This window comes from Oerskovia sp. NPDC057915 (assembly GCF_042887685.1).
Lineage (GTDB): Bacteria > Actinomycetota > Actinomycetes > Actinomycetales > Cellulomonadaceae > Oerskovia.
Genome location: NZ_JBHVOS010000014.1, coordinates 41244 through 65305, shown reverse-complemented (window position 1 = coordinate 65305; position 24062 = coordinate 41244). Strand labels below are relative to the sequence as shown.

Genomic DNA, 24062 nt, shown 5'->3' with positions numbered 1-24062 from the left:
GTCACCCCGCTCGTGCCGCAAGGAGCGGGCACTTCACCTCACGCTCGTCCCGGCGCGTCGGGAGGCAGCACCGCCTCGCGGAACCTCCCCGCGAGCAGGACCGTCGCCAGCGCCAGCACCGCGAGCACGCCGAACCCTGCGCGCAGCGCGTCGGTCGTCGCGAACACCCCGGTCATCGCCCCACCGAGCACCGCGCCGACGTACGTGAAGACGTTGAGCCGGGCCACCGCGCGGTCGGTCGCGTCCTCGACCGTCGGGAGGTCCGTGCGCGCCCCGGGGGCAGCGACCCCCGCGACGGCCTCGGCCGCCCGGTCGCCCGCGGCCGAGAACGCCATGGGCGCCACGACTCCGAGCCCCAGCCCGGTCGCGGCGAACCCCAGCACCGCGAGCGGCCAGGCGGGTGAGACCGCGACGAGCCCGAGCCCCACGACCCCCACGGACCCGCCGAGCGCCACGACCCGCACACGCCCCCAGCGCTCGACCGCCCGGTCGCCCAGGAGCCGCGAGCAGATGAGGGTCGCCTGGTAGGCGCCGAACCCCAGCGGCCCGACGACGGCGCTCGCCCCGAGCACGCCCTGCAGGAAGGTCGCACCCCAGCTCGAGACCGCGGAGTCCGCGACGGGGAAGGCCAGCATCGCGATGCCCAGCACGATCACGGTCCCCGCGCCGACCATGCCGGTCGCGCCACGTGCGCCGGGCGTGCGGGGCGCGCCGACGCCGGCGACCCCGGCAGCACCGGCCACCACCTCGCCCGACCCGTCCACCGCGGACCCGGCGCCCGGCCCTGTGACGGGAGCGGCGCCGTCGGGCACCTCGCGGCCACCGGCCCCGGCACTGGCCCCAGCCCCGGCCCCGGATCCGGCCAGGCCCTCGACCGAACCCGCGACCGCGACCGCCGCCGTCCGCGAGAGCAACCCGGCCCGCAGCACGAGCACCACCACCGCGACCACCGCAGCGACGAGCGCGAGCGACACGGGCAGCGCGAGCCCCAGGGCCGCGGCCCCCGAGACGGCGAGCGACCCCACCACCCCGCCCGCCGCGTTGGCCGCGAAGAACGCCGCGATGAGGCTGCGCCCGTAGGCGCGCTGCACGTCGATGCCCTGCATCGACGTCGACGCGTCGACCGACCCGAGCGCGAGGCCGTACACCGCGAACGCGAGGAAGAACGTCGCGAGCAGACCCGCCCCCGCGCTCAGCCCGACCGCGAGGATCCCCGCCGCCGCCACCAGGAGCCCACCGGTCACGACGCGCGCCGACCCGAACCGGGCCGCGAGCCACCCGGACAGCGCGCTGCCCGTCGCCGCGCACACGCAGACCCCGAGGATCACGAGCGTGATGACGTCGGGGCCGATGCCGAGGTAGCGCTCGTACGTCGGGACGTTGGTCAGCATCACGGCGAAGCCGAAGCCCTGCGCCGCGTACGCGGCCGTGGCGCTGCGGCGGGCGCGCCGGACGGGCGAGGGGACGGCGAGAGGCGCAGGGACGAGGGCCGCGATGCCGTCGTCTCCCCCTGCCCGGGACGCGGGGGTCATGGCGGAACACTAGTCCTGCGCGGCGCCACCGCACGACAGGACGTCAGGAGACGACAGGACGGGCGCGACCCGCAGGTCGCGCCCGTCCCGTCGAACCCTCCGCGTCGGGCGTCAGCCGGTGATGCCCGCCGCGCGCTCGGCCGAGTCGACGACGTTCGCGAGCAGCATCGCGCGGGTCATGGGCCCGACACCGCCGGGGTTGGGCGAGATCCAGCCCGCGACCTCGGCCACGGCCGGGTCGGCGTCGCCCACGACACGGCTCTTGCCCGTCTCCTGGTCGACCTCGCGCGAGACGCCCACGTCGATCACGACGGCACCCGGCTTGACCATGTCACGCGTGATGATGCCCTTGACGCCCGCCGCGGCCACGACGACGTCGGCCCGCCGGACGAGCGAGGCCAGGTCCTGGGTGCCCGTGTGCGTGAGCGTGACCGTCGCGTTGACCGCGCGGCGCGTGAGGAGCAGGCCGATCGAGCGGCCCACGGTCACACCGCGCCCCACGACGACGACCTCCTTGCCCGCGAGCGAGACGCCGTGGCGCTCGATGAGCTCGATGATGCCGCGCGGCGTGCACGGCAGCGGCGACGTGACGTCCTCGTTGACGCGCAGCACGAGGCGCCCAAGGTTGGTCGGGTGCAGGCCGTCGGCGTCCTTGTCGGGGTCGATGAGCTCGAGCACGCGGTTGGTGTCGATGCCCTTCGGGAGCGGGAGCTGCACGATGTACCCGGTGCACGCGGGGTCCTCGTTGAGGCGGCGGACCGCGGCCTCGATCTCCTCCTGCGTGGCCTCGGCGGGAAGGTCCTCGCGGATCGAGGAGAGCCCGATCTCGGCGCAGTCGCGGTGCTTGCCCGCGACGTACCACTGCGAGCCCGGGTCGTCGCCGACCAGGAGGGTGCCGAGGCCCGGCACCACGCCGTGCTCGGCGAGGGTCACGAGTCGGGTCTTGAGCTCGGCCTTGATGGCGGCGGCGGTGGCCTTGCCGTCCAGGATCTGCGCGGTCATGGGGGGCTCCTCGGGGTCTGGCGGGGGCGAACAGACCGCTGAGTGCGGAGCAACTGTCGCGGATCGGCCGGATCCACGACAGCTGCTCCGCACTCAGCGGGTCGTGCGTGACTTACTGCGACAGTCCCGGGTACAGCGGGAAGTCGGCCGTCAGCTTGCGCACGCGAGCGCTCAGGCCCTCGACGTCCGCGCCGGCACCGGCCTTGAGGGCCGCCGCGATGATCTCGGCGACCTCCGCGAACTCGGCGTCCCCGAAGCCACGGGTCGCGAGCGCGGGCGTGCCGATGCGCAGGCCCGACGTGACGCGCGGCGGGCGGGGGTCGAACGGCACGGCGTTGCGGTTCACGGTGATGCCCACGGTGTGCAGGAGGTCCTCGGCCTGCTGGCCGTCGAGCTCCGAGTGACGCAGGTCCACGAGGACCAGGTGCACGTCGGTGCCGCCCGTGAGGACGGACACGCCCTTCTCGGCGACGTCGGGCTGGGCCAGGCGGTCCGCGATGATGCTCGCGCCGCGCAGCGTGCGCTCCTGACGGTCCTTGAACTCGTCGGAGCCCGCGATCTTGAACGACACGGCCTTCGCGGCGACGACGTGCATGAGCGGGCCGCCCTGCTGGCCCGGGAACACGGCGGAGTCGATCTTCTTGGCGTACTCCTCCTTGGAGAGGATGAAGCCCGAGCGCGGGCCGCCGATGGTCTTGTGGACCGTCGAGGACACGACGTCGGCGAAGGGCACCGGGGACGGGTGCAGGCCCGCGGCGACCAGGCCGGCGAAGTGCGCCATGTCGACCCAGAGCTTGGCGCCGACCTCGTCCGCGATCTCGCGGAACGCCGCGAAGTCGATGTGGCGCGGGTACGCCGACCAGCCCGCGATGATCACGTCGGGGCGGGTCTCGAGGGCCGTCTTGCGGACCTCGTCCATCTCGATGCGGTACGACTGCGGGTCCACGCCGTACGCCGAGACGTCGTACAGCTTGCCCGAGAAGTTGATCTTCATGCCGTGCGTGAGGTGGCCGCCGTGCGCCAGCTCGAGACCGAGGATCTTGTCGCCCTTGTTGATGAGGGCGTGCAGGACGGCCGCGTTCGCGGTCGCGCCCGAGTGCGGCTGGACGTTCACGTGCTCGGCGCCGAACAGCGACCTGGCGCGCGCGATCGCGAGGTTCTCGGCGATGTCGACCTGCTCGCAGCCGCCGTAGTAGCGGCGGCCCGGGTAGCCCTCGGCGTACTTGTTCGTGAGGACGGAGCCCTGCGCCTGCAGGACCGCGCGCGGCACGAAGTTCTCCGAGGCGATCATCTCGAGGGTGTCGCGCTGACGCGCGAGCTCCCCGTCGAGGACCGCGGCGATCTCCGGGTCCACCTCGAGCAGGGACTGGTTCAGGACGTTCGGCTGAGCGCTCATGCGTCTCCTTGGGTGCGTCTGCGGATGACGGTCTCGCGGGAGGGCGTGCCCCGTCCGGGCACGCTCCCCACAGGGGGCGACCCGGGGCCCAGGCGAACGACCCGTCGTCTACACAGCATGCCGCTCCCCGGTGGTGATCCACCATTCCCGTCCGTCCCGTGGCCTCCCCGGGGGGCGGCGTGCGGGGCGCGGGTGCGCCAGTCGCGACGTGCACGATCCTAGCCCACGTCCGCGCGGGGGCGGCAGTGGCGGCCGTCACGCCGTGTCGCTCCTCCTGCCCGACGGCGGAGCGCGCGTCGGGCGGGTGCGTCACCGTCGGGCGACGGGTGCGTCACCCTCGGGCGGGCGGCGCGTCGCCCTCGGCGGAGCGGGGCGTCACCGTCGGCGGAGCGGGGCGTCGCCCTCGGCGGAGCGGGGCGTCACCGTCTGCGGGGCGGGGCGTCCTCGGCGGGGCCGGGCGGGGCGGCGGCGCGCGCACGGGGTGAGCGGCGCCGTCGGGTCCTGCACGACGCAGCGGGGTGCGTGCGGTCCCCACCGCACGCACCCCGCTGGTCCGTGACCTCGGGAGAGGGTGTGCGCCCTCCCCCGTGCCACCTCCTGGTCACCGGCTCAGGAGAGCGCGGCGCGCCTCTTGCTCAGCAGGTCGAACGCGACCGCGAGGAGCAGGACGAGACCCTTGATCGCCTGCTGCCAGGCGGCGTCGACGGCCATGATCGACAGGCCCATGTTGAGCACGCCCATGATGAGCGCACCGATCATGGCGCCCGACACACGGCCCACGCCACCCGCGACCGCGGTGCCGCCGATGAAGCACGCGGCGATGGCGTCGAGCTCGTAGTTCATGCCCGCAGCGGCCACACCGGCACCGGCACGCGAGGTCGTGATGACGGCCGCGACCGCGGCCAGCACGCCCATGTTGACGAAGATGCCGAAGTCGACGCGGCGCGAGTTCACTCCCGACAGCACGGCCGCGTGACGGTTGCCGCCGATCGCGTAGATGTGGCGGCCGAACACGCTGCGGTTCAGGACGAACGAGTACGCGATGATGAGGATGCCCACGATGAGCAGCACGATCGGCGTACCGCCCGAGCTGAGCGACAGCCAGTACGTCACGACCCCGATCAGCACCGCGGCCAGGACGATCTTGACGACGAACGCGGGCAGCGGCTCGACCGCGAGGTCGTGGCGCCGCAGCGACGTCCGCGAGCGCCACTGCGCCACGGCGAACGCCACGATGCCGATCCCGCCGATCGCGAGCGTCACGACGTCGAGGTTCCCGACGAACCCGAACCAGTTGGGCACCGACCCGTTGCTGATCGCGATGAAGCCGCTGGGCAGGCCCGCGACCGTGGTGCCGACCAGGACGATCGCGAGGCCGCGGAAGATGAGCATGCCCGCGAGAGTCACGATGAACGCCGGTATCCCGACGTACGCGACCCAGAAGCCCTGCCACATCCCGACGAGCGCCCCGACCCCGAGGGACAGGACCACGGCGAGCAGCCACGGCAGCTCCCACTGGCTCATCATGATGGCGCACAGCCCGCCGACGAACGCGACGACCGAACCGACCGACAGGTCGATGTGCCCGGCGACGATCACCATGACCATGCCGATCGCGAGGATCATCACGTAGGCGTTCTGCTGGATGAGGCTCGCGACGTTGTTCGGGTAGAGCAGGCGCCCGTCGGTGAGGACCTGGAAGAGCAGGACGATCACGAGCAGTGCCGCGACGATGCCGTACTGGCGGACGTTGCGGCCGAGGTATTCCCTGACGGCGTTCATCGGACGTCGACTCCCTTGTCCATGGTCATGTAGTGCATCAGTGCTTCTTGGGTGGCGTCGGCTCGCGCCACCTCGCCGGTGATCCGGCCCTGGCTCATCGCGTAGACACGGTCGCACAGGCCGATGAGCTCGGGGAGCTCGGAGGAGATGACGACGACGGCCTTGCCGGCGTCGGCGAGCGCGTTGATGATCGCGTAGATCTCGTACTTGGCGCCCACGTCGATGCCGCGCGTGGGCTCGTCGAGGATGAGGACGTCCGGGTCGGAGTACACCCACTTCGACAGGACGACCTTCTGCTGGTTCCCGCCCGAGAGCTTGCCGGCGATCGCCTCGACCGTGGGCGCCTTGATCCGGAAGTCCGTGCGGTAGCGCTCGGCGACCTGGGTCTCGGCCTGCGAGTCGACGACGCCCCAGCGGGACACCTTGCCGAGCGCGGAGGCCGAGATGTTCTCCCGGATGGTCTGGATGAGGTTGAGGCCGTACCGCTTGCGGTCCTCGGTCGCGTACGCGAGCCCGTGCCCGATGGCCTCGGAGACGCTGCGCGTCCGGATGGGCGCACCGTTCTTGTAGACGGTCCCGGAGATCTTCGCCCCGTAGGAGTGTCCGAACACGCTCATCGCGAGCTCGGTGCGCCCGGCCCCCATGAGCCCGGCCATGCCGACGATCTCGCCGGCGCGCACGTGCAGGTTCGCGTGGTCGACGACGACGCGCTCGGTGTCGATCGGGTGGTGCACGGTCCAGTCCTCGATGCGCAGCACCTCCTCGCCGATGGTCGGCTCGTGGTCCGGGAAGCGGCTGTCGAGCGAGCGCCCGACCATGCTGCGGATGATGCGGTCCTCGGTCACGGGCTCGTCGCCGTGCAGGTCGAGGGTCTCGATCGTCGCGCCGTCGCGGATGATCGTCACGCGGTCGGCGATCGCGGCGATCTCGTTGAGCTTGTGGCTGATGATGATGCAGGTGATCCCGTGGCTGCGGAACTCGTCGATGAGCTTGAGCAGGTGGGCGCTGTCCTCGTCGTTGAGCGCCGCGGTGGGCTCGTCGAGGATGAGCAGGTCCACGCGCTTCGACAGCGCCTTGGCGATCTCGACGAGCTGCTGCTTGCCGACGCCGATGTCCATCGACTTGGTCGCGGGGTTCTCGGACAGGCCGACGCGCTCGAGCAGGGCCGCGGCCTCGCTCGTGGTGCGGTGCCAGTCGACGATCCCCGCGGAGGCCTTCTCGTTGCCGAGGAAGATGTTCTCCGCGATCGACAGGTGCGGGACGAGCGCCAGCTCCTGGTGGATGATGACGATCCCGCGGGCCTCGCTGTCGCGGATGGTCCTGAACTCGCACGTCTCGCCGTCCATGACGATCGTGCCCTCGTAGGTGCCGTGCGGGTAGACGCCCGACAGCACCTTCATCAGGGTCGACTTCCCGGCCCCGTTCTCCCCGCAGATCGCGTGGACCTCGCCCCGGCGCACGTCCAGCGTGACGTCCTGCAGGGCCTTGACGCCGGGGAACTCCTTGGTGATCCCCCGCATCTCGAGGATGTTGCTCTCGCTGGCCATGGGTCAGCTCCTCACTCGTCCGTTCCGTGGTGGCCCGTCGCCGCGGAGGTGCCGCGGCGGGGACGACCGTCTCGCCCGTCGTGCTGCGCGGACCGTGCCCGGCCCCGGGACTGCTGCCCCGGGGCCGGGCACGGTGCGTCCGGTCAGAGGCCGAGCTTGTCGGCCGTGTAGAAGCCGGAGTCGACGAGCGTCGTCTGGACGGTGTCGGCGGTCACGACCTGCGGGTCGAGGAGGAACGAGGGCACGACCTTCACGCCGTTGTCGTAGGTCTCGGTGTCGTTGACCTCGACCTCCTTGCCGTCGACGATCTGCTGGACCATCTTGGCGACCTGGTCGCCGAGCGTGCGGGTGTCCTTCCAGACCGTCATGGCCTGCTTGCCCGCGAGCATGTTCTTCACGTTGGCCTCGTCGGCGTCCTGGCCCGTGACGAGCGGCCAGCCCTCACCGGCGGAGTAGCCGCTGCCCTCGAGCGCCTGCTCGATGCCGAGCGCGAGCGAGTCGTTGGGCGACAGGACGACGTTCACCTTCTTGTCCGTGTAGAACGAGTTGAGGCGGTTCTCCATCTCGGACTGGGCCTTGGCGGACTCCCAGCCCTGGATGCCGATGGTGGTCCAGTCGTCGACCGTGGCGGGCGCCTTGCCCGAGGGCACGACGAGCTGGCCCGACTCGACGTAGGGGGTCAGGACGTCCCAGGCGCCCTTGAAGAAGAAGCGGGCGTTGTTGTCGTCGGGCGACCCGGCGAAGGGCTCGAGGTTGAACGGTCCGGCACCGCCCTCGAGGCCGAGCTGCTCGGCGATGAACTCGCCCTGGAGCGTGCCGACCTTCTCGTTGTCGAACGTCGCGTAGTAGTCGACGTGCTCCGAGTCGTTGATGAGGCGGTCGTACGCGATGACCGGGATCTCCTCCTTGGCGGCCGCGTCGAGGACCGGGCCGAGGGCCGTGCCGTCGATCGAGGCGATGACCAGGACGTCGGCACCCTGGTTGATCATGTTCTGGAGCTGGGTGATCTGCTGGTCGACCTTGTTGTCCGCGTACTGGAGCGTGGTCTCGTAACCGGCGTCGCCGAGGAGCTCCTCGAGGTGGGCGCCGTCGTTGTTCCAGCGCTCGAGGCTGCGGGTCGGCATCGCGATGCCGATCAGGGGCGTGTCGCCTCCGCCGGTCTCGCCGCCGCCCGACTCGCTGCCCGCACGCTCGGAGCTGCATGCCGTGAGGGCACCGAACAGGAGCGTCATCCCAGCGGCAGCCGCGACCGCCTTGCGCATTGACGTCATCGTCATTCCCTTTCGTCGTCGAACCAGGGGGCGAGCCTCGGCTGTGAGGCCCGCGTCGCCTCCGAGCCGCGGAGGGGGTTCCGCGTTGCCTCGGTCGGCACTGGAGCGAAACTAGCCAGGCTTGAGTTCGAGCGTCAAGCGCAGTAACCAGTTCGTGACCTAATTGTGTTCGAGACTCAAACTCAGAGTGGAAGCGGTACCACCGCCGCGCCCCCAGGAAACCCCCGTGTCGCCTCGGTTCTCCGGCCCTCACCAGCGTGTACGCTGCTGCCTGTGAACAACGACCGGTCCACACCCGGCTCGCAGACCTCACTCCGAGAAGCGAACCGAACGCGCATCGTGGATGCGGTGAAGCGCTACGGCGGCCTCACCCAGGTCGAGCTCGCCGAGGCCACGGGACTGTCCACGGCGACCGTCTCGACCATCGTCAAGGAGCTGACCCAGGCAGGGGTCGTCGACACCCGACCCACCTCGCGCTCCGGACGCCGCGCCCTCAAGGTCACGCTCGCGCGCCAGCTCGGCCTCGTCGCGGGCATCCAGTTCGGGCACCGCCACCTCAAGGTCGCGCTCGGCGACTTCGGCCGCACGATCGTCGCCGAGCAGCAGATGCCCCTGCCCGTGGACCACCGGGTCGACACGGGGCTGGACCGTGCGGCGCTTCTCGTCATGGACCTCCTGGAACGCATCGGCGCCTCGACCGACGAGCTCCTGACCGTCGGCATGGCCCTGCCCGCCCCGGTCGACATCTCGACCGGGATGATCTCGGTGCGCGGCATCATGCGCGGCTGGGACGACCTGCACGTCGGACAGGTCATGTCCAAGCGCCTGGCGCGCCCCGTCGTCGTCGACAACGACGCGAACCTCGCCGCGCTCGCCGAGGCCGAGCTCGGGGCGGCCCGCGCCTACCGCGACTCGGTGTTCGTCCGGGTCTCGTACGGGACGGGGGCGGGCGTCGTCGTCGGCGGGCACGTCCACCGCGGGTACGCGGGGACCGCGGGCGAGATCGGGCACGTCCAGGTGGACCCCGCCGGCCCCATCTGCCGCTGCGGCAACCGCGGCTGCCTCGAGACCGTCGTCGGCTCCAACGCGCTGCTCGACCTGCTGCGCACGAGCCACGGAGACCTGACCCTGCGCGACGTCATCTCCCGGGCGCTCGAGGGCGACCCGGGGTGCCGTCGCGTCGTGGCCGACGCGGGCGACCGCATCGGCATCGCGGTCGCGACGCTCGCGAGCGCCATGAACCCGCAGGTCATCGTCGTCGGGGGCGAGCTCGCCGAGACCGGAGAGATCCTCGCCGGCCCCCTGCGCGACGCGGTCCGGCGCCACCTCGTGCCCAACACGATCGCCCCGGTCGAGGTCGTGCTGGGCGAGCTCGGCGCCCGCGCCGAGGTCATGGGCGCGCTCGCGCTCGCCCTCCAGTCGACCGACGTCACGAGCGACGTCCGCCTCGCCCCGGGGGCGCCGGGTCCCGTGGGCCTCGTCGCCGCAGGGGACGCCGGGCCCCCGTCCCCGGGGGACCGCCCATGACCGCGACCGCACGACCGTCTCGCCACGACGACGTGGCGGGCACGACGGCGCCCCCGGGCGCCCGAGCACGAACAGGTGACAGAACGTGAGCAGCTCCACCCTCCCCGCACTGTCGTTGCACGGCATCGACAAGTCCTTCGGCGCCGTCCGCGCGCTCGAGGGGATCGACCTCGAGGTGCACCGCGGCGAGGTCGTCGCGCTCGTCGGCGACAACGCCGCGGGCAAGTCGACGCTCGCCAAGGTCATCGCGGGCGTCCTCGTCCCGGACGCGGGCATCATCGAGTCCGACGGCGTCCCGGTCACCATCCCCAACCCGGCGGCCGCGCACGCGCTCGGCATCGCGACGGTCTTCCAGGACCTCGCTCTGTGCGACAACCTCGACGTCGTGTCCAACCTCTACCTGGGGCGCGAGCTGCGCCACGGCCCGCGGCTCGACGAGGCCGCGATGGAGGAGAACGCACGCCGGATCCTGCGGGACCTCACGTCCCGCATCCCCTCGGTCCGCACGCGCGTCTCCGACCTGTCGGGCGGCCAGCGGCAGAGCGTCGCGATCGCGCGCACGCTGCTCGGCGACCCGCGCATCGTCGTGCTCGACGAGCCCACGGCCTCCTTGTCGGTGTCGCAGACCGCCGAGGTCCTGACCCACATCGAGCGCCTGCGCGACCTGGGGCACGCGGTCATCCTCATCAGCCACAACATGACCGACGTGCGTGCCGTCGCGGACCGGATCGAGGTCCTGCGCCACGGGCGCAACAACGGCTCGTTCTCCGGGCCCGGCACGAGCTACGAGGAGATCATCGCGGCGATCACGGGCGCCGTCGTCGCTCCGCGCCGGGCGGCCCGGCTGGCCTGACGGGGACGGCTGCGGGGCCCGTCCGGGTCCCGCGCACGCCCCGTCCGGGTCCCGCGCGCATCCCGTCAGCGCCCGGGCCCCGTCCAGGCAAGCACCCACGCACGCCCACGCCCACGCCCACGCGTGAAGGTGCGCTGCCGCGAGCGCCCCGACGTGTCGTCGTGGTGAACGGCGCGCAAGCCCGTGTGACCCAGCGTTACCGCCGGGTTGCCGGCCTGTGGAGATGTGGGCGCAGACCGGACGAACCTCGCAGACCGGCTCGCGCACTGCTTCCCCTGCGAACTTCACCCGCTCTACATTCGAGGCACGACACCGCCGGGGGTCCCGCTCGACCGGACCGCCCGCCGTCGTGACAGGCACGCAGGGGTGTCACTGCCCGTCCCGACGTCATCGCCGCCGCCGCTCTCGAGCCGCCGTGCGCCGGTCTTCTCGCCGCACGCCGACCCGGTCCCGACTTGCCGTCTCTCGTCGTCCGGCGGAGGAGAACGCATGGGTAGCAGCAGACTGGCCGCGGTGCGGCTCCTGGCCGTGGTCGCGGTGGCCTTCGGGCTCGTGTACATCGGGTGGCGCTGGACGGGGACCGTGGCGTGGGACGCCTGGTGGGTCGCGGTGCCCCTGGTCCTGGCGGAGACGTACAGCCTGGGCGAGACGGTCCTGTACGCGCTGACCATGTGGAACGCGAGGCGCCGGGCACCGGCTCCACCCGCGCCCGAGGGCCTGAGCGTCGACGTGTTCGTCACGACGTACAACGAGCCCGTGGACCTGGTCCTGCGGACCGCGATCGCGGCGCGCGACATGACGTACCCGCACGCGACGTGGATCCTCGACGACGGGAACCGGCCCGAGCTCGAGGTCGCGGCCTCCCGCGTGGGGGTCGGGTACATCACGCGCGGACCCGAGTGGGAGGGCCGTCCTCGGTTCGCCAAGGCGGGCAACGTCAACAACGCGCTCTTCCGCACGAGCGGTGACCTCGTCGCGATCCTCGACGCGGACCAGGTGCCCGAGCCTCGGTTCCTCGACCGGGTCCTGGGGTACTTCGAGGACGAGGAGGTCGCGTTCGTCCAGACGCCGCAGCACTTCTGGAACGTCCCTCCGAGCGACCCGCTGGGCACCCAGGCCGAGCTGTTCTACGGCCCGATCCAGCAGGGCAAGGACGGGTGGGGTGCGGCGTTCTTCTGCGGGTCGAACGCGGTGCTGCGGCGCGAGGCCCTCATGGCGCTGGGGCTGACCCGGTTCTCGCGTGACGCGCGCGGCGCGATGCGTGCCGCGCTCCGGGCGGGCCGGTCACGGCTCCAGGACCTCCTGAGCCAGCTCGCGGTCCGTGAGCCCGCGGCGATGCCCGTGGCCGAGCAGGCGCTGGCTGCGGTGCGCCGGGCCGAGGGGCAGTTCCGGCGTGGCGACGTGCTCGCCGAGATCACGGGCGAGCTGCGCTCTGCCTTCGCCGCGGCCCTCGTCCACGCGCCGGGCGCGCCCTCGGCGTCGGGCACGGGCGTGGTCGCGGTGGCGCCGGCGGGCGCCACGGGGACGCCTGGGGGCGGAGCGCTCCCGGAGGACGTCGCGGGCGAGCTGCTCGCCGAGCTCGACGGTGTCCTCGAGCGGGTCGACGTGGCCCGCACGGACCAGGCCCTGACGATCAACCCGCTCGACACGACCACGATCACCGAGGACATGGCCACGGCGATGCACCTGCACGCGATGGGGTGGACGAGCGTCTACCACCACGAGGTGCTCGTGCACGGGCTCGCGCCCGAGGACGTCGGCACGGCGCTGTCGCAGCGCCTGCGCTGGGCCACGGGCTCGATGCAGGTCTTCTTCCGGGACAACCCGCTCCTGGTCCGTGGGCTCTCGCTCGCCCAGCGGCTCATGTACCTGGGCACCATGACGAGCTACCTGAGCGGGTTCGCGGCTCTGGTGTACCTCGCGGCGCCCGTGCTCTTCCTGACGCTCGGCGTGTTCCCGCTGCACGCCGACCCGGCGCTGTTCTTCCTGCACTTCCTGCCGTTCTTCGTGGCCTGCCAGCTGCTCTTCCAGGTGTCCGGCAGGGGCAGCCGCGGGCTGTGGCGCGGGCAGCAGATGTCCTTCGCGCTGTTCCCGACGTGGATCGCGGCCACGCTCTCGGGGGCCTCCGCGGTGTTCCTCGGCAGGCACGTCGCGTTCTCCGTCACGTCCAAGACCAAGCAGGCCACGGGCACGGGGTACCGGCACGTGCTGCCGCAGGTCGTCGTGACCGTCGTCCTGCTCGTGGCCTGTGCGGTCGGCGTCGCCCGGATGCTCGCGGGCGAGGCCTCGGCCCCTGCCACGTTCCTGACCCTGGGCTGGGTCGCGGTCGACCTCGCCCTCCTGTCCGCCGCGCTGCGCGCAGCACGGTACACGGGCCCCGGTGACTCGGTCACGGACCCGACTCCCCCGTCCGTCGCGCTCCTCGCGGCCCAGGCCGTGGGCGACGCGCTCGACAGCAACGACGACACCTCCCCGACCGCCTTCGACCCGACGGAAGTCCCGCTCGACCTCACCGTCCGCCACGTCCCCAGGAGCTCGCCATGGCCGCCTTCGTCAGCGCACCCGTCCTCACCCTGAGCCACCCCGTCACGAGCGTCGACCTTCCCGGCGGTCGGCTCGACGCCGCCACCGTCCTGTCCTTGCGCGTCCCCGTCACGGAGGCGGTCGCCGACGGGCCCGTGCTCGTCCTGCTGGACGTCTCGGGGGTCGAGGGCGTCTCGCCGTCGGGCGTCGCGGGGCTGCTAGACCTGCTGCGCGTGGTCCGCGCGCGCGGCGGCGACCTGCGCCTCTTCGGTGCGTCGACCGCGCTCCGGCACGCCTTCACGGCTCTGGGGCTCGACGCCGTCGCGCGGATCTACGGCGGTCACGACGAGGCGCGGGGGCTGCTCGCGTCCCGGGCCTCCTGATGACGTTCTACCTCCCGGGCACGGGCGGCCGCCGCCGCAGGCCGGGCCTGGTGACGCCGCTCGTGGTCATGCTCGCGGGCGTCGGGGCGGTCGGTGCGGGGTTCGCGGTGGCCGGCCCGCCCCCCGCGCCGGAGGCGCCTGCTGCCGAGGCGTGCACCGCGGACGCGGCGAGCATCGTGCCCGACGACGGCACGCTGCTGGGCGTCAACCTCGACTGGGCGTCGGAGACCCTCGAGGAGCACCGGGCCTACCTCGACCACGCCCCGGCCGTCGCCGTCCAGTTCTCCGACGTCCCCTACGACCGCGAGACCTGGGAGCACACGGTCAGCGCGGTCACCCAGATGAAGGCCAACGGGGGCGTGCTGCTCCTGACCCTCGAACCGCACGCAGGCCTCGCGGCCATGTCGGACGACGTGATCGCCACGCTCGCCGACGACCTGCGGGACGTCAACGAGCAGGGGGTCGCGGTCGTGCTGCGGTTCGCGCACGAGATGAACGGTTCCTGGTACGCGTGGGGCCAGCAGCCGACGGCGTACGTCGAGACGTTCCGCCGGGTCGCCGCGGCGGTCCATGCCGAGGCACCGGGCACGGCCATGATGTGGGCGCCCAACTACGGCGGCGGCTACCCGTTCACGGGCGGGCAGTTCGCGGCGCTCCCGGGGTCGGCCGACTACGCGGCCCTCGACACGGACCACGACGGCACGGTCACCATGGCCGACGACAGCTACCTGCCCTACTTCCCGGGGGACGACGCCGTGGACTGGGTCGGGGTCTCGCTCTACCACTGGGGAAACCAGCGCCCGTGGGGCAACAACGAGGTCCCCGAGGACGGCAAGTTCCTCGCGATGCTGACGGGCACGTACGTGGGCACTGCCGGGGACGACGCCGCCGTGCCGGACTTCTACACGGTGTACGGCGTCGAGCACGGGCACCCGGTCGCCGTCCCGGAGACCGCCGCCATCTACACGCCCTCGCGCGGCGGGGCCGCCGAGCTCGACATCAAGCGCGCCTGGTGGCGGCAGGTGTTCTCGTCCGAGACCCACGAACGGTTCCCGCAGCTCAAGATGGTGAACTGGTTCGAGTGGGACAAGTACGAGATCGAGATCGACGACGACGTCGACTGGCGGGCCGCGGGCGCGCCCGACGTCCGGGACGCGTTCGTCGCCGACCTCCCGTCGTGGCTGCGCTACGCCGAGGACGTCTCGACCTGCGAGGAGTGAGATGTCGTCCACCCTGCGCCGGGCCGCTCGCCCGACCCGCCCGAGCGTCCTCGTGGCCGCCGTGCTCGTCGTGGTGGGCCTCGCCACCCTGACGGCCGCCGCCGTCGGGCCGCCTGCGTCCGGACCCGGGGCGACCCGCATGGGAGCCCCGCCGGGGCCCCTGACCTGGGCCGACGAGTTCGACGGCGAGGCCGGCGCCCCGCCCGACCCCTCGCGCTGGCGCCTCGAGACGGGCGGCAGCGGGTGGGGCAACGGCGAGCTCCAGTACTACACCGACAACCCGGGCAACGCCTCGACCGACGGCGAGGGACACCTCGTCATCACGGCCCGACGGGAGAACCCCGGCGACCTCTGGTGCCACTACGGGCGCTGCGAGTACACCTCGGCCCGGCTCATCACCGCGGACCGTTTCACCCAGCAGTACGGGCGCTTCGAGGCACGCATCAAGGTCCCGGGAGGGCAGGGCACCTGGCCCGCGTTCTGGATGCTCGGGCAGGACATCTTCACGACCGAGCCGTGGCCCGTGAGCGGCGAGCTCGACGTCATGGAGAACGTCGGCCAGGAGCCCGGCACGGTGTGGGGCAGCCTGCACGGCCCCGGGTACTCGGGGGCGGACGCCGTCCACGCGTCCTTCACGCTCCCCGGCGGTCAGGACGTCGCCGACGACTTCCACACCTTCACGGTCGACTGGGCCCCGGACGCGATCACCTGGTACGTCGACGGCGTCGAGTACTCGCGCAAGACCCCGGCCGACGTCGGCGACGACCCGTGGGTATTCGACGACCCGTTCTTCCTGCTGCTCAACCTCGCGGTCGGCGGCGACTGGCCCGGCCCGCCCGACGAGAGCACCCCGCTGCCCGCGCGCATGCTCGTCGACCACGTGCGGGCGTACGCGTGGGACGAGCCGTAGACGCGCGCGAGGCGCGCCCCCGGGTGGGGACGCGCCTCGTCGGCGACTCGGCGGGGATCAGTCCTGGGCGTCACTCGCGTTGCGCGCCTCGGCCTCGCCCAGGATGCGACGCAGGTACGTGTAGGTGAGGTCGCCCGCAGCCTTGTCGTACTGCTCCTCGTAGCCGTGGCGCGTGTACAGCTCCAGGTTCTGCTTGGAGTCCTTGCCCGTGAAGACCCAGATCTCAGTGGTCTCCTCAGGAAGGTGCGGCAGGACCGCGAAGAGCATCTGCGTGCCGATCCCGCGCCCCTGGAGGTCCGGGGCCACCGCGAGCCGACCGAGCGTAGCCTTGCCGCCCTCGATCTCCACGCGCACCGACCCCACCAGTCGCGGCCCCTGCCACGCCCCGAGCGTGATGACGCCCTTGGTCGCGAGGTCCGCCTTGAGCTCGGCGAGCGTCTGCGTGAGCGGCGGGATGTTCGGGTCCCCGTAGAGCTGCGCCTCGGTGACGAACGCTGCCCGGCGGAGCGTCAGGAGCTCCCCAGCGTGCTCGTCCGTGACGAGGTCCATGGTCATCGGCGTGTCGGTCATGGTCCCATCGTGTCAGAAACGGACCGCCTCGCGGTGCACGTCCGCGGGTGGAACGGTGACCGTCTCACCTAGCCCTTCACCGCCCCCGCCAGCCCCGACACCAGGTGCCGCTGCACGAGCACGAAGAAGATCAGCACGGGCACCGTCATGATGACCGAGCCCGCCATGATCGCGCCCCAGTCGTTCTGGTCGTCCTTGAAGAACGTGAGGATCGCGAGCGGCAGCGTCTGGTTCTCCTGCGCCGAGATGATGAACGTCTTGGCGAACAGGAAGTCGTTCCACGTCGAGATGAACGAGAACACGCTGACCGCGACCACGCCCGGGAACACGAGCGGGAACAGGATCGAGCGCACGAACCGGAAGCTCTTGGCCCCGTCGATCCGCGCCGCCTCCTCGAGCTCGGCCGGGACGGCCGCGACGAAGCCGCGCAGCATCCAGATCGCGAACGGGATCGAGAACGCGAGGTGCACCAGCACGAGCGACCCGAGCTGGTTGAGCCCGATCGCGGGGACGCTCGCCCCCATGTTCCGGAACAGGAAGAACAGCGGGATCGTCAGGGCCTCGATGGGCACCATCTGGGCGATCAGCACGATCACGAGCAGCGTCGTGCGGCTGCGGAACCGGTAGCGCGTGAGCGCGACGGACGCGAGGAACGCGCAGACCGTCGAGAGGACCACCACGGCCAGGGCCACGACGAGCGAGTTGAGGAAGAACCGCCCGAAGTCGTTGACGGTCAGGACCCGCACGAACGAGTCGAGCGTGAGATCGGTCGTGAACAGCGACGCGTCGCCCGCGTCGATCGCGGCCTTCGGTCGCAGGGCCGACAGGACCATCCAGTAGAGCGGGAACGCGACGACGAGGGCGACCAGGAGCGCCGCGACGTCCGAGCCGGGGTTCTTCCACGCCCGACGGCGCCGCGCACCCGCGGCGCCCGTCCCGCCCCGCGAGGTGGTCGCCCCGGCGTCCGGGGTGCCCGTGCCCCGCACGGCGGACGGTGAGGCTCCGCGCCCGACGGACGCTCCGGCGTCGGGCGTGCCGGCGGTGACGCTGGTGCTCACAGGACCTCCCCTGATCGGCGCAGCAGGCGCAGGTAGACGAGCGTGACCCCGAGCAGCAGGAGCGTCATCACGACGCCGATCGCCGACCCGAGCCCGTAAAGGTTGGACGCGAACGCCTGCTGGTACGAGTACACGTTGAGGACGAGGTTCTGCCCGCCGATGCCGCCACCGTTCGTCATGACGTAGATCTGCGTGAACACCTTGAAGTCCCAGATGATCGACTGGATCGTGACGATGATGATGATCGGCCGCAGCATCGGGACCATGATCGAGCGCGCGATGCGCGGCATGGACGCACCGTCGAGGCGAGCGGCCTCGAGCAGCTCGCTCGGGATCGCGAGGATGCCCGCATAGACCGTGACCAGCACGAACGGGAACGAGCACCACACGACCTCGGCGCCCACGAGCGCGAACGCCGGCCACTTCTCGGCCGTCCACGAGTGCCCCGCGAAGCCCGACAGGCCGACGTCGACGAGGGTCTTGTTGACGAGCCCGAGCGTCGGGTCGAACAGGAACAGCCAGACCGCGGAACCCGTCATCGCGGGCGTCGCCCACGCGCCGAGCGCCGCGAGGAACAGGACCGAGCGCACCCACCGGCTGACCCGGGTCGCGAGGACCGCGAGCGCCGAACCGAGCGCGAGGGTCGCGACGACGCAGCCGGCCGCGAAGACCGTGGTGTTGAGCAGGACCGTCCAGAACTTGGCGTCCCCGAACAGCTGGGCGTAGTTGCCGAGCCCCAGGAACTCGAGCGGCGCGCCGCCGGTGACGTTGGCCTGGCGGTAGTCGTAGAACGACGTGACGACGAGCTGGTAGAGCGGGTACCCGAGCAGGCCGACGAGGATCGCGGCGGCCGGCAGGAGGTAGACCCACGGTTCGAGCCGGGAGGTCCCGGTCCGGGAGCGACGCGCGGGGCGCGGGGGGCGGGCGGACGTGCTGCCCGCCCCCGGTGCGGTGGTGAGCGAGGTCATCAGGGGGCCTCGGAGAACGCCTTGTCCATCGCGGCGGCCGCGGTCTCGGTGGCCTGCTCGACCGTGGCCTGCTTCGTCGCGACGGTCTGGAGCATGGTCTTGATGTCGCCCTGGGCGTCGATCTGGGTCCACGCCGGGGTCGAGGGGACGAACTCGGTGCCTGCCGCGAGGGTCGCGGTGAAGGGTTCGATCGCGGGCGTCGCCGCCGCGACCTTCTCCTGGACGTCGGTGAACGTGGGCAGGTTGCCCATCGCGTCGAACATCTTCTCCTGGTACTTCTTCCCGCCCAGGAGCGTCATGAAGTCGACCGCGAGGGACTTGCGCTCGGTGCTCTTGAAGACGCCGAGGTTGTTGCCGCCCGCGAACGCGGGGGCGACCTCACCGGCCTTCTCGCCCGGGAGCGGGACGATCGCGTAGGTGGCGCCGACGGCCGACTCGTCGACGGCCTTGCGGTTGAAGTCACCGCCCACGACCATGCCCGCGGTGCCCGCGACGAACTGCTGGACGCTCGCGCTGCCGGTCCACTCGGCGCACAGGGCCGAGGGGCAGATGTCGTCGGCGAGGAGGTTCGTGTACGCCGTGACGCCCGCGCGGGACTCGGGCGTGGTGAGCGCCGAGGTGTACGCACCGTCGGAGCCCTGGGTCGCGAGCGCTCCCCCGCCGGCCCACAGGAACGGCATGGCCGCGTACTGGTAGGCGCCGCCCGCCGCGATGCCGACCATCTCGGGCTTGGCGGCCCGGATCGCGCGCGCCGCGGTCTCGATCTCGGCGAGGGTCTTCGGTACCGCGAGGCCCAGCTCGGAGAAGACGTCCGTGCGGTAGTAGAGCGCGCGGACCCCGATGAACCAGGGGACCCCGTAGGTCGCGCCGTCGATCTCGGTCGTGGCGGCGATCGAGGGGGTCAGGTCGCCCGACTCGTCCCAGGCCGCGACCTCCTCGGTCACGTCCGCGAGACCGCCCGCGGCGACGTAGGCCGCGATGTCGGTGTTGCCGAACTCGGCGACGTCGGGGGCCGAGGCCGGGTCGTTGAACGCGGCGTTGAAGCGCTCGGCGCGGGTGTCGACGGGGATGTACTGGACGTCGACCTCGACGCCCTCGTGCTCGGCCTCGAACTCGGCGACGGCCTCGTCGACCACGGCCGCCTTGGGGTCCTGGTTGACCTCGGCGAAGAGCCAGACGCGCAGCGTCCCCGTGCTCTCGTCGTTCTCGGCCTCGGTGATCGTGGACTGGGTGGGGGCGCAGGCCGTCAGGGCCAGCACGGCGGCGACGCCGAACGCCGCCAGGCGGGACTTCTTCATATCGACTCCGTCATCGACTCGGGGCCGGCGTCGTCGGTGGCGCCGGTTCCGGGAGGTTATGCACCTGTTCGCGGCGCGGTCCACGTCGTGGCGCGCTCCGTTGCGCACTGCACAATGGAAGACAACTTTGTTGCCAATTAGTCGGAGGGTCTGCCCGGAAACGGGTGATGTGAGGTTTTTCGTCCCGGCGCGGGCGCCACCTGGCCCGGCCCATCCGCTGCGTGAGCAGGGCGCGCTGGCCGGGTGCGCGGGGCGAGTCCGCCCGACGCGCGGGCCAGGTGCGGGCGACTCCGCCCGACGCGCGGGCCGGGCGCTGGGCGACTCTGCCCGACGCGCGGGGCGGGCACAGGTCGAGCGTGGCCCGGACGGAGCCCCTGGTCGAGCGACGGCGCGGCTACCCTGGGACCGTGTCCAGCACCTCTCTCCCGAACGCTTCCGCCTCCGGCGCGCCCGACGCGTCCACGCCGACCCACTGGGTCCTCACGCTGTCCTGCCCGGACGGTCCGGGGATCGTGCACGCCGTCACGGGGACGCTCGCCGAGCACGGCGGCAACATCACCGAGTCGCAGCAGTTCGGCGACCCGCTGTCCGGGCTGTTCTTCATGCGCGTCCAGGTCGAGTCGACCGCGTCGCGCGACGAGCTCGAGGGCGCCCTCGCCCCCGTGATCGAGGCGTTCGACATGACGTGGAACCTCGACGTGGTCGGGCGCCGCGTGCGCACGCTCGTCATGGTGTCCAAGGCCGCGCACTGCCTCGTCGACCTGCTCTACCGCGAGCGCTCGCAGGGCATGCCGATCGAGGTCGTGGGCGTCGTGGGCAACCACCGGGACCTCGAGGACATCGCCGCGTTCTACGGCAAGCCATTCCACCACGTGCCCGTCACGCGCGACACCAAGGCCGCCGCCGAGGACCGCCTGCGCGAGCTCGTGGCCGAGCTCGACGTCGAGCTCGTCGTCCTCGCGCGCTACATGCAGATCCTGTCCGACGACCTGTGCCGCGACCTGTCGGGCCAGGTCATCAACATCCACCACTCGTTCCTGCCGAGCTTCAAGGGCGCCCGCCCCTACGCCCAGGCGCACGACCGGGGCGTCAAGCTCATCGGCGCCACCTCGCACTACGTCACGGGCGACCTCGACGAGGGGCCGATCATCGAGCAGGACGTCGAGCGTGTCGACCACTCGCGGGCCGTCGAGGACCTCGTCGCGCTGGGCGAGGACGTCGAGCGCCGCACGCTCGCACGGGCCGTGCGCTGGCACGCCGAGCACCGTGTGCTGCTCGACGGGCACCGGACGATCGTCTTCCGCTGACGGGCGCGCGGCTGCGGGGCGCCACTGCGAGGCGCTGCCGCGAGGCGCCACTGCGGCGCGTCGAGTGTGCAGTTCGGGCTGTCCCGAGCGCCGCCTGACGACCGGAACTGCACACTCGGCGCAGCGACACCGCCCAGCCCGCGCGCTACCGCCCCATAGCACGCCCCACCGCCCGTACCGCCGCCGCGAGCCGCGCCACGGCCTCCTCGACGCGCGCGTCCGCGACGTTGCCGTACCCGACGACGAGCCGGTCGCTCCCGCCGTCTCGCCGGGCCGCCGTCGCCCGGTACCGCTCGATCGCCGCGACGTTGACCTCGCGCAGCGCCGCCTCGCGCACCACGTCGGCGGCCACGATCCCGGGCGGGAGCTCGACCACGGCGTGCATGCCCGCGGCGATCCCCGTGACGCTCGCCCCGGGCAGCACGGAGGCGAGCGCCTCGACCAGCGCCTCCCGGCGCCGTCGGAAGCGTCCGCGCGCCGCGCGCAGGTGCCGCTCGTAGGCCCCCGACGTCACGAACCGCACGAGCGCGAGCTGGTCGAGCGTCGACGGTCCCGCCCCGCCCCGGTCGACCACGGTGTCCCGCCAGCCCGGCGGCAGCACCGCCCAGCCGAGCCCGAACGCCGGCGACAGCGTCTTGCTCAGCGATCCCAGCAGCACCACGCGGTCGGGCGCGAGTCCCTGCATCGCGGCCACGGGGCGGCGGTCGTAGCGGAACTCGGCGTCGTAGTCGTCCTCGACGACGAGCCCGTCGACGTCGCGCGCCCAGCGCACGAGGGCCTCGCGCCGCGCGGGCGACAGGGCCGCGCCCGTGGGGAACTGGTGGGCGGGCGTCACGAGGACGGCGCGCGCACCGGTCCGGCCCGCCGCGGCGAGGAGCGCGTCGACGTCGATCCCGTCGTCGTCCACCGGGACCGGCACGGGCGTGAGCCCCGCGGCGGCCGCGGTCTCGCGCAGGCGCGACCAGCTCGGGTCCTCGACGAGGATCGCCCGGTGCCCGGTCCGGTGCAGTGCGGCCGCGACCCTGCGCATCGCGTCGTCGGCGCCGTGGGTCACGACGACGTCGCCCCCGCCCGCGCGCACGTGCCGGGCGCGGGCGAGGTAGTCCGCGAGCGCCGCCCGGGTCGCGGGATGGCCCGTGGGGTCGGGGGCTGCGAGGTCGGCGTCGGGGGCCTCGGCGAGGGCGGCGCGCAGCGCGCGGACCCAGGCGGCGCGCGGTACGTGCCGCAGGTCGGGCACGCCGGGCCCCAGGTCGAAGCGCGCTCGCGGGGCACTGGTCCCCGCGCCTGCACGGCCCGACGACGTCGCTCGCGTCCCCACGTCGGGCGCGACCAGAGGGTCGGTCGGGTCGTCCGTGCCGACCGCGCGCCCGGCACGGACGTGCGCCTCGACGTCGTCATGTGCGGCTCGGGAGGACGGCAGTCCGGTCCCGGCCGTGAGCGGCACCCTGGTCCCCGACCCGGTCCGGGACTCGAGGAACCCCTCGGCGACGAGCTGGCCGTAGGCCTCGGTCACGACCCACCGCGAGACGCCCAGGGTGTCGGCGAGGACACGGCTCGGCGGCAGCGCGGCCCCGGGTGGGACGCGCCCCGTGAAGACGGCCTCGCGCACGGCGTCCTCGAGCCGCCCGTGGAGCGGTCCCGGCCCCGCGCCCAGGTCGAGGATCGTCTCCCAGGCGAGCGCCGTCATCGGGCCGGCGGCGGACGAGGCACGTGGGGCCGGAGCTGCTGGGCGGGACGGACCGGACGCGTGGGGTGCGCTGCCCCCGCGCCCTCGCAGCGAATTGGTCTGGTCACGTGCCATGCCAATGGACCGTACACCCAGGCCGCTCGACTCCTAGCGTGGAGACCGTCAACCAGCAGCACTCTTCGCAGGAGACCACCATGCGCTACCGCACCCTCGGCGACGGCCGGACGTCGTTCGACGTCAGCACGCTGTGCCTCGGCACCATGAACATGGGCACGCTGACGGACGAGGACACGTCGTTCGCGATCCTCGACCGCTACGTCGAGGCCGGCGGGACGTTCCTCGACACGGCCAACAACTACAGCTACTGGGCCGGCGGGCAGGGCCGGGACAGCGAGGACCTGCTCAACCGCTGGCTCACGAGCCGCGGGGCGCGTGGGGACGTGCGCATCGCGACCAAGCTCGGCGCGGCCAAGAAGGATCCCGCGCTGCCGCTGTCCAACACTCCCCCGACCAACTTCCAGGGGCTCGCGGCCGAGACCGTCGCGTGGGAGGCGTACGAGAGCCTGCGGCACCTCGGCGTCGACCGGCTCGACGTCCTCTACGGGCACGTCGACGACCTCGACACCCCGCTCGCGGAGACCGTCGGCGCGTTCGGCAAGCTGCAGGCCGAGGGGGCGGTCGGGATCTCGGGGATCTCGAACGTCGCGCTGTGGCGCGTGGTCGAGGCGCGCGAGGAGGCGCTGCGCCAGGGCGTCGCGCCGTACGGGGTGGTCCAGGAGCAGCTCAGCTACCTCTACCCGACACCGGACCCCGACCGGCACAACTGGGCCTCGCCCGAGCTGCTCGACTACGCGCGCTCGACCGGGACCGACGAGCGGCCGCAGCTCGCGGTCACGGCCTACTCCCCGCTGCTGCAGGGCGCCATGGTGCGCGACGACAAGGAGCTGTGGGAAGGCTACGGGCACCCGACGTCCCTCGAGCGGCGCCGCGTGCTGCACGACGTCGCACGTCAGATCGGCGCGACGCCGAACCAGGTCGCGCTCGCGTGGCTGCTCGGCGGGCCCGTGCCGGTCATCCCGGTGATCGGGCCGAGCAGCGTCGCGCAGCTCGACGAGCTGCTCGGGGCGGCAGAGCTCGACCTCGACCCCGAGGTGCGGGCGCGGCTCGACGCGGTCTAGTCCCCGCACGCACCGAGAGCGGAGCCCGTGCGCGACGTGTCAGGCACGTC

At 72.5% G+C, this 24062-nt stretch carries 19 protein-coding genes; 8 read left to right on the top strand and 11 right to left on the bottom strand.

Translation table 11 applies throughout. The annotated features are described in order from the left end of the window. Positions 1–38: 38 nt before the first annotated feature. The 6 genes from ACFVQ3_RS11010 to chvE form a co-directional block, all read right to left on the bottom strand. Positions 39–1532 (bottom strand): MFS transporter, encoded by a 1494-nt coding sequence (locus ACFVQ3_RS11010; RefSeq protein ID WP_387638667.1) that lies wholly within the window; start codon positions 1530–1532, stop codon positions 39–41. 111 nt (positions 1533–1643) lie between these two features. Continuing rightward, a complete protein-coding gene (locus ACFVQ3_RS11005; protein WP_387638664.1) occupies positions 1644–2534 on the bottom strand; it encodes a bifunctional methylenetetrahydrofolate dehydrogenase/methenyltetrahydrofolate cyclohydrolase in 891 nt (296 codons plus the stop codon). 112 nt (positions 2535–2646) lie between these two features. After that, entirely contained in the window at positions 2647–3930 is a 1284-nt protein-coding gene (gene glyA / locus ACFVQ3_RS11000) for a serine hydroxymethyltransferase (RefSeq protein ID WP_387638662.1), read from the bottom strand. 609 nt (positions 3931–4539) lie between these two features. Beyond that, complete coding sequence (gene mmsB, locus ACFVQ3_RS10995; protein WP_387638659.1) at positions 4540–5712, bottom strand: multiple monosaccharide ABC transporter permease; 1173 nt, start codon at positions 5710–5712, stop codon at positions 4540–4542. Then, positions 5709–7259, bottom strand: a complete 1551-nt coding sequence (mmsA, locus tag ACFVQ3_RS10990; protein ID WP_387638657.1) for a multiple monosaccharide ABC transporter ATP-binding protein — start codon at positions 7257–7259, stop codon at positions 5709–5711. The genes mmsB and mmsA overlap by 4 nt, the downstream gene beginning before the upstream one ends. Positions 7260–7402: 143 nt before the next feature. Further along, entirely contained in the window at positions 7403–8530 is a 1128-nt protein-coding gene (gene chvE / locus ACFVQ3_RS10985; RefSeq protein ID WP_387638805.1) for a multiple monosaccharide ABC transporter substrate-binding protein, read from the bottom strand. Positions 8531–8803: 273 nt separating this feature from the next. Here chvE and ACFVQ3_RS10980 point away from each other — a divergent pair, with 273 nt between their 5' ends. The 6 genes from ACFVQ3_RS10980 to ACFVQ3_RS10955 all read left to right on the top strand — a co-directional run bounded on the left by ACFVQ3_RS10980 (position 8804) and on the right by ACFVQ3_RS10955 (position 15946). Continuing rightward, the gene (locus ACFVQ3_RS10980; protein WP_387638655.1) at positions 8804–10057 is read left to right on the top strand and encodes an ROK family transcriptional regulator; all 1254 of its coding nucleotides are present in this window, start codon (positions 8804–8806) and stop codon (positions 10055–10057) included. Between the two features lie 85 nt (positions 10058–10142). After that, the gene (locus ACFVQ3_RS10975) at positions 10143–10910 is read left to right on the top strand and encodes an ATP-binding cassette domain-containing protein (protein WP_387638652.1); all 768 of its coding nucleotides are present in this window, start codon (positions 10143–10145) and stop codon (positions 10908–10910) included. Between the two features lie 489 nt (positions 10911–11399). Continuing rightward, a complete protein-coding gene (locus ACFVQ3_RS10970) occupies positions 11400–13487 on the top strand; it encodes a glycosyltransferase family 2 protein (RefSeq protein ID WP_387638650.1) in 2088 nt (695 codons plus the stop codon). After that, the gene (locus ACFVQ3_RS10965) at positions 13451–13816 is read left to right on the top strand and encodes an STAS domain-containing protein (protein ID WP_387638648.1); all 366 of its coding nucleotides are present in this window, start codon (positions 13451–13453) and stop codon (positions 13814–13816) included. Before ACFVQ3_RS10970 ends, ACFVQ3_RS10965 begins: the two co-directional genes overlap by 37 nt. Then, a complete protein-coding gene (locus ACFVQ3_RS10960; protein ID WP_387638646.1) occupies positions 13816–15036 on the top strand; it encodes a glycoside hydrolase family 26 protein in 1221 nt (406 codons plus the stop codon). The genes ACFVQ3_RS10965 and ACFVQ3_RS10960 overlap by 1 nt, the downstream gene beginning before the upstream one ends. A 1-nt stretch (position 15037) precedes the next feature. Then, positions 15038–15946, top strand: a complete 909-nt coding sequence (locus tag ACFVQ3_RS10955; RefSeq protein WP_387638644.1) for a family 16 glycosylhydrolase — start codon at positions 15038–15040, stop codon at positions 15944–15946. Positions 15947–16003: 57 nt separating this feature from the next. Here the strand turns inward: ACFVQ3_RS10955 and ACFVQ3_RS10950 are convergent, their stop codons facing one another. The 4 genes from ACFVQ3_RS10950 to ACFVQ3_RS10935 all read right to left on the bottom strand — a co-directional run bounded on the left by ACFVQ3_RS10950 (position 16004) and on the right by ACFVQ3_RS10935 (position 19840). Continuing rightward, a complete protein-coding gene (locus tag ACFVQ3_RS10950; protein WP_387638641.1) occupies positions 16004–16516 on the bottom strand; it encodes a GNAT family N-acetyltransferase in 513 nt (170 codons plus the stop codon). Positions 16517–16584: 68 nt separating this feature from the next. Then, a complete protein-coding gene (locus ACFVQ3_RS10945; protein ID WP_387638803.1) occupies positions 16585–17385 on the bottom strand; it encodes a carbohydrate ABC transporter permease in 801 nt (266 codons plus the stop codon). 185 nt (positions 17386–17570) lie between these two features. Further along, complete coding sequence (locus ACFVQ3_RS10940; protein WP_387638639.1) at positions 17571–18542, bottom strand: carbohydrate ABC transporter permease; 972 nt, start codon at positions 18540–18542, stop codon at positions 17571–17573. Then, positions 18542–19840, bottom strand: a complete 1299-nt coding sequence (locus tag ACFVQ3_RS10935) for an extracellular solute-binding protein (protein WP_387638637.1) — start codon at positions 19838–19840, stop codon at positions 18542–18544. Before ACFVQ3_RS10935 ends, ACFVQ3_RS10940 begins: the two co-directional genes overlap by 1 nt. Positions 19841–20247: 407 nt before the next feature. Between ACFVQ3_RS10935 and purU the strand changes: the two genes are divergently transcribed. Beyond that, the gene (gene purU, locus ACFVQ3_RS10930; protein ID WP_387638635.1) at positions 20248–21147 is read left to right on the top strand and encodes a formyltetrahydrofolate deformylase; all 900 of its coding nucleotides are present in this window, start codon (positions 20248–20250) and stop codon (positions 21145–21147) included. A 145-nt stretch (positions 21148–21292) separates the two neighbouring features. On the opposite strand, the gene ACFVQ3_RS10925 is transcribed toward purU, so the two are convergent. After that, positions 21293–22834, bottom strand: a complete 1542-nt coding sequence (locus tag ACFVQ3_RS10925; protein WP_387638632.1) for a PLP-dependent aminotransferase family protein — start codon at positions 22832–22834, stop codon at positions 21293–21295. A 152-nt stretch (positions 22835–22986) separates the two neighbouring features. Between ACFVQ3_RS10925 and ACFVQ3_RS10920 the strand changes: the two genes are divergently transcribed. Next, on the top strand, positions 22987–24012 hold the full coding sequence (locus ACFVQ3_RS10920; protein WP_387638629.1) for an aldo/keto reductase: 1026 nt from the start codon (positions 22987–22989) through the stop codon (positions 24010–24012). The last annotated feature ends 50 nt before the right edge of the window (positions 24013–24062 follow it).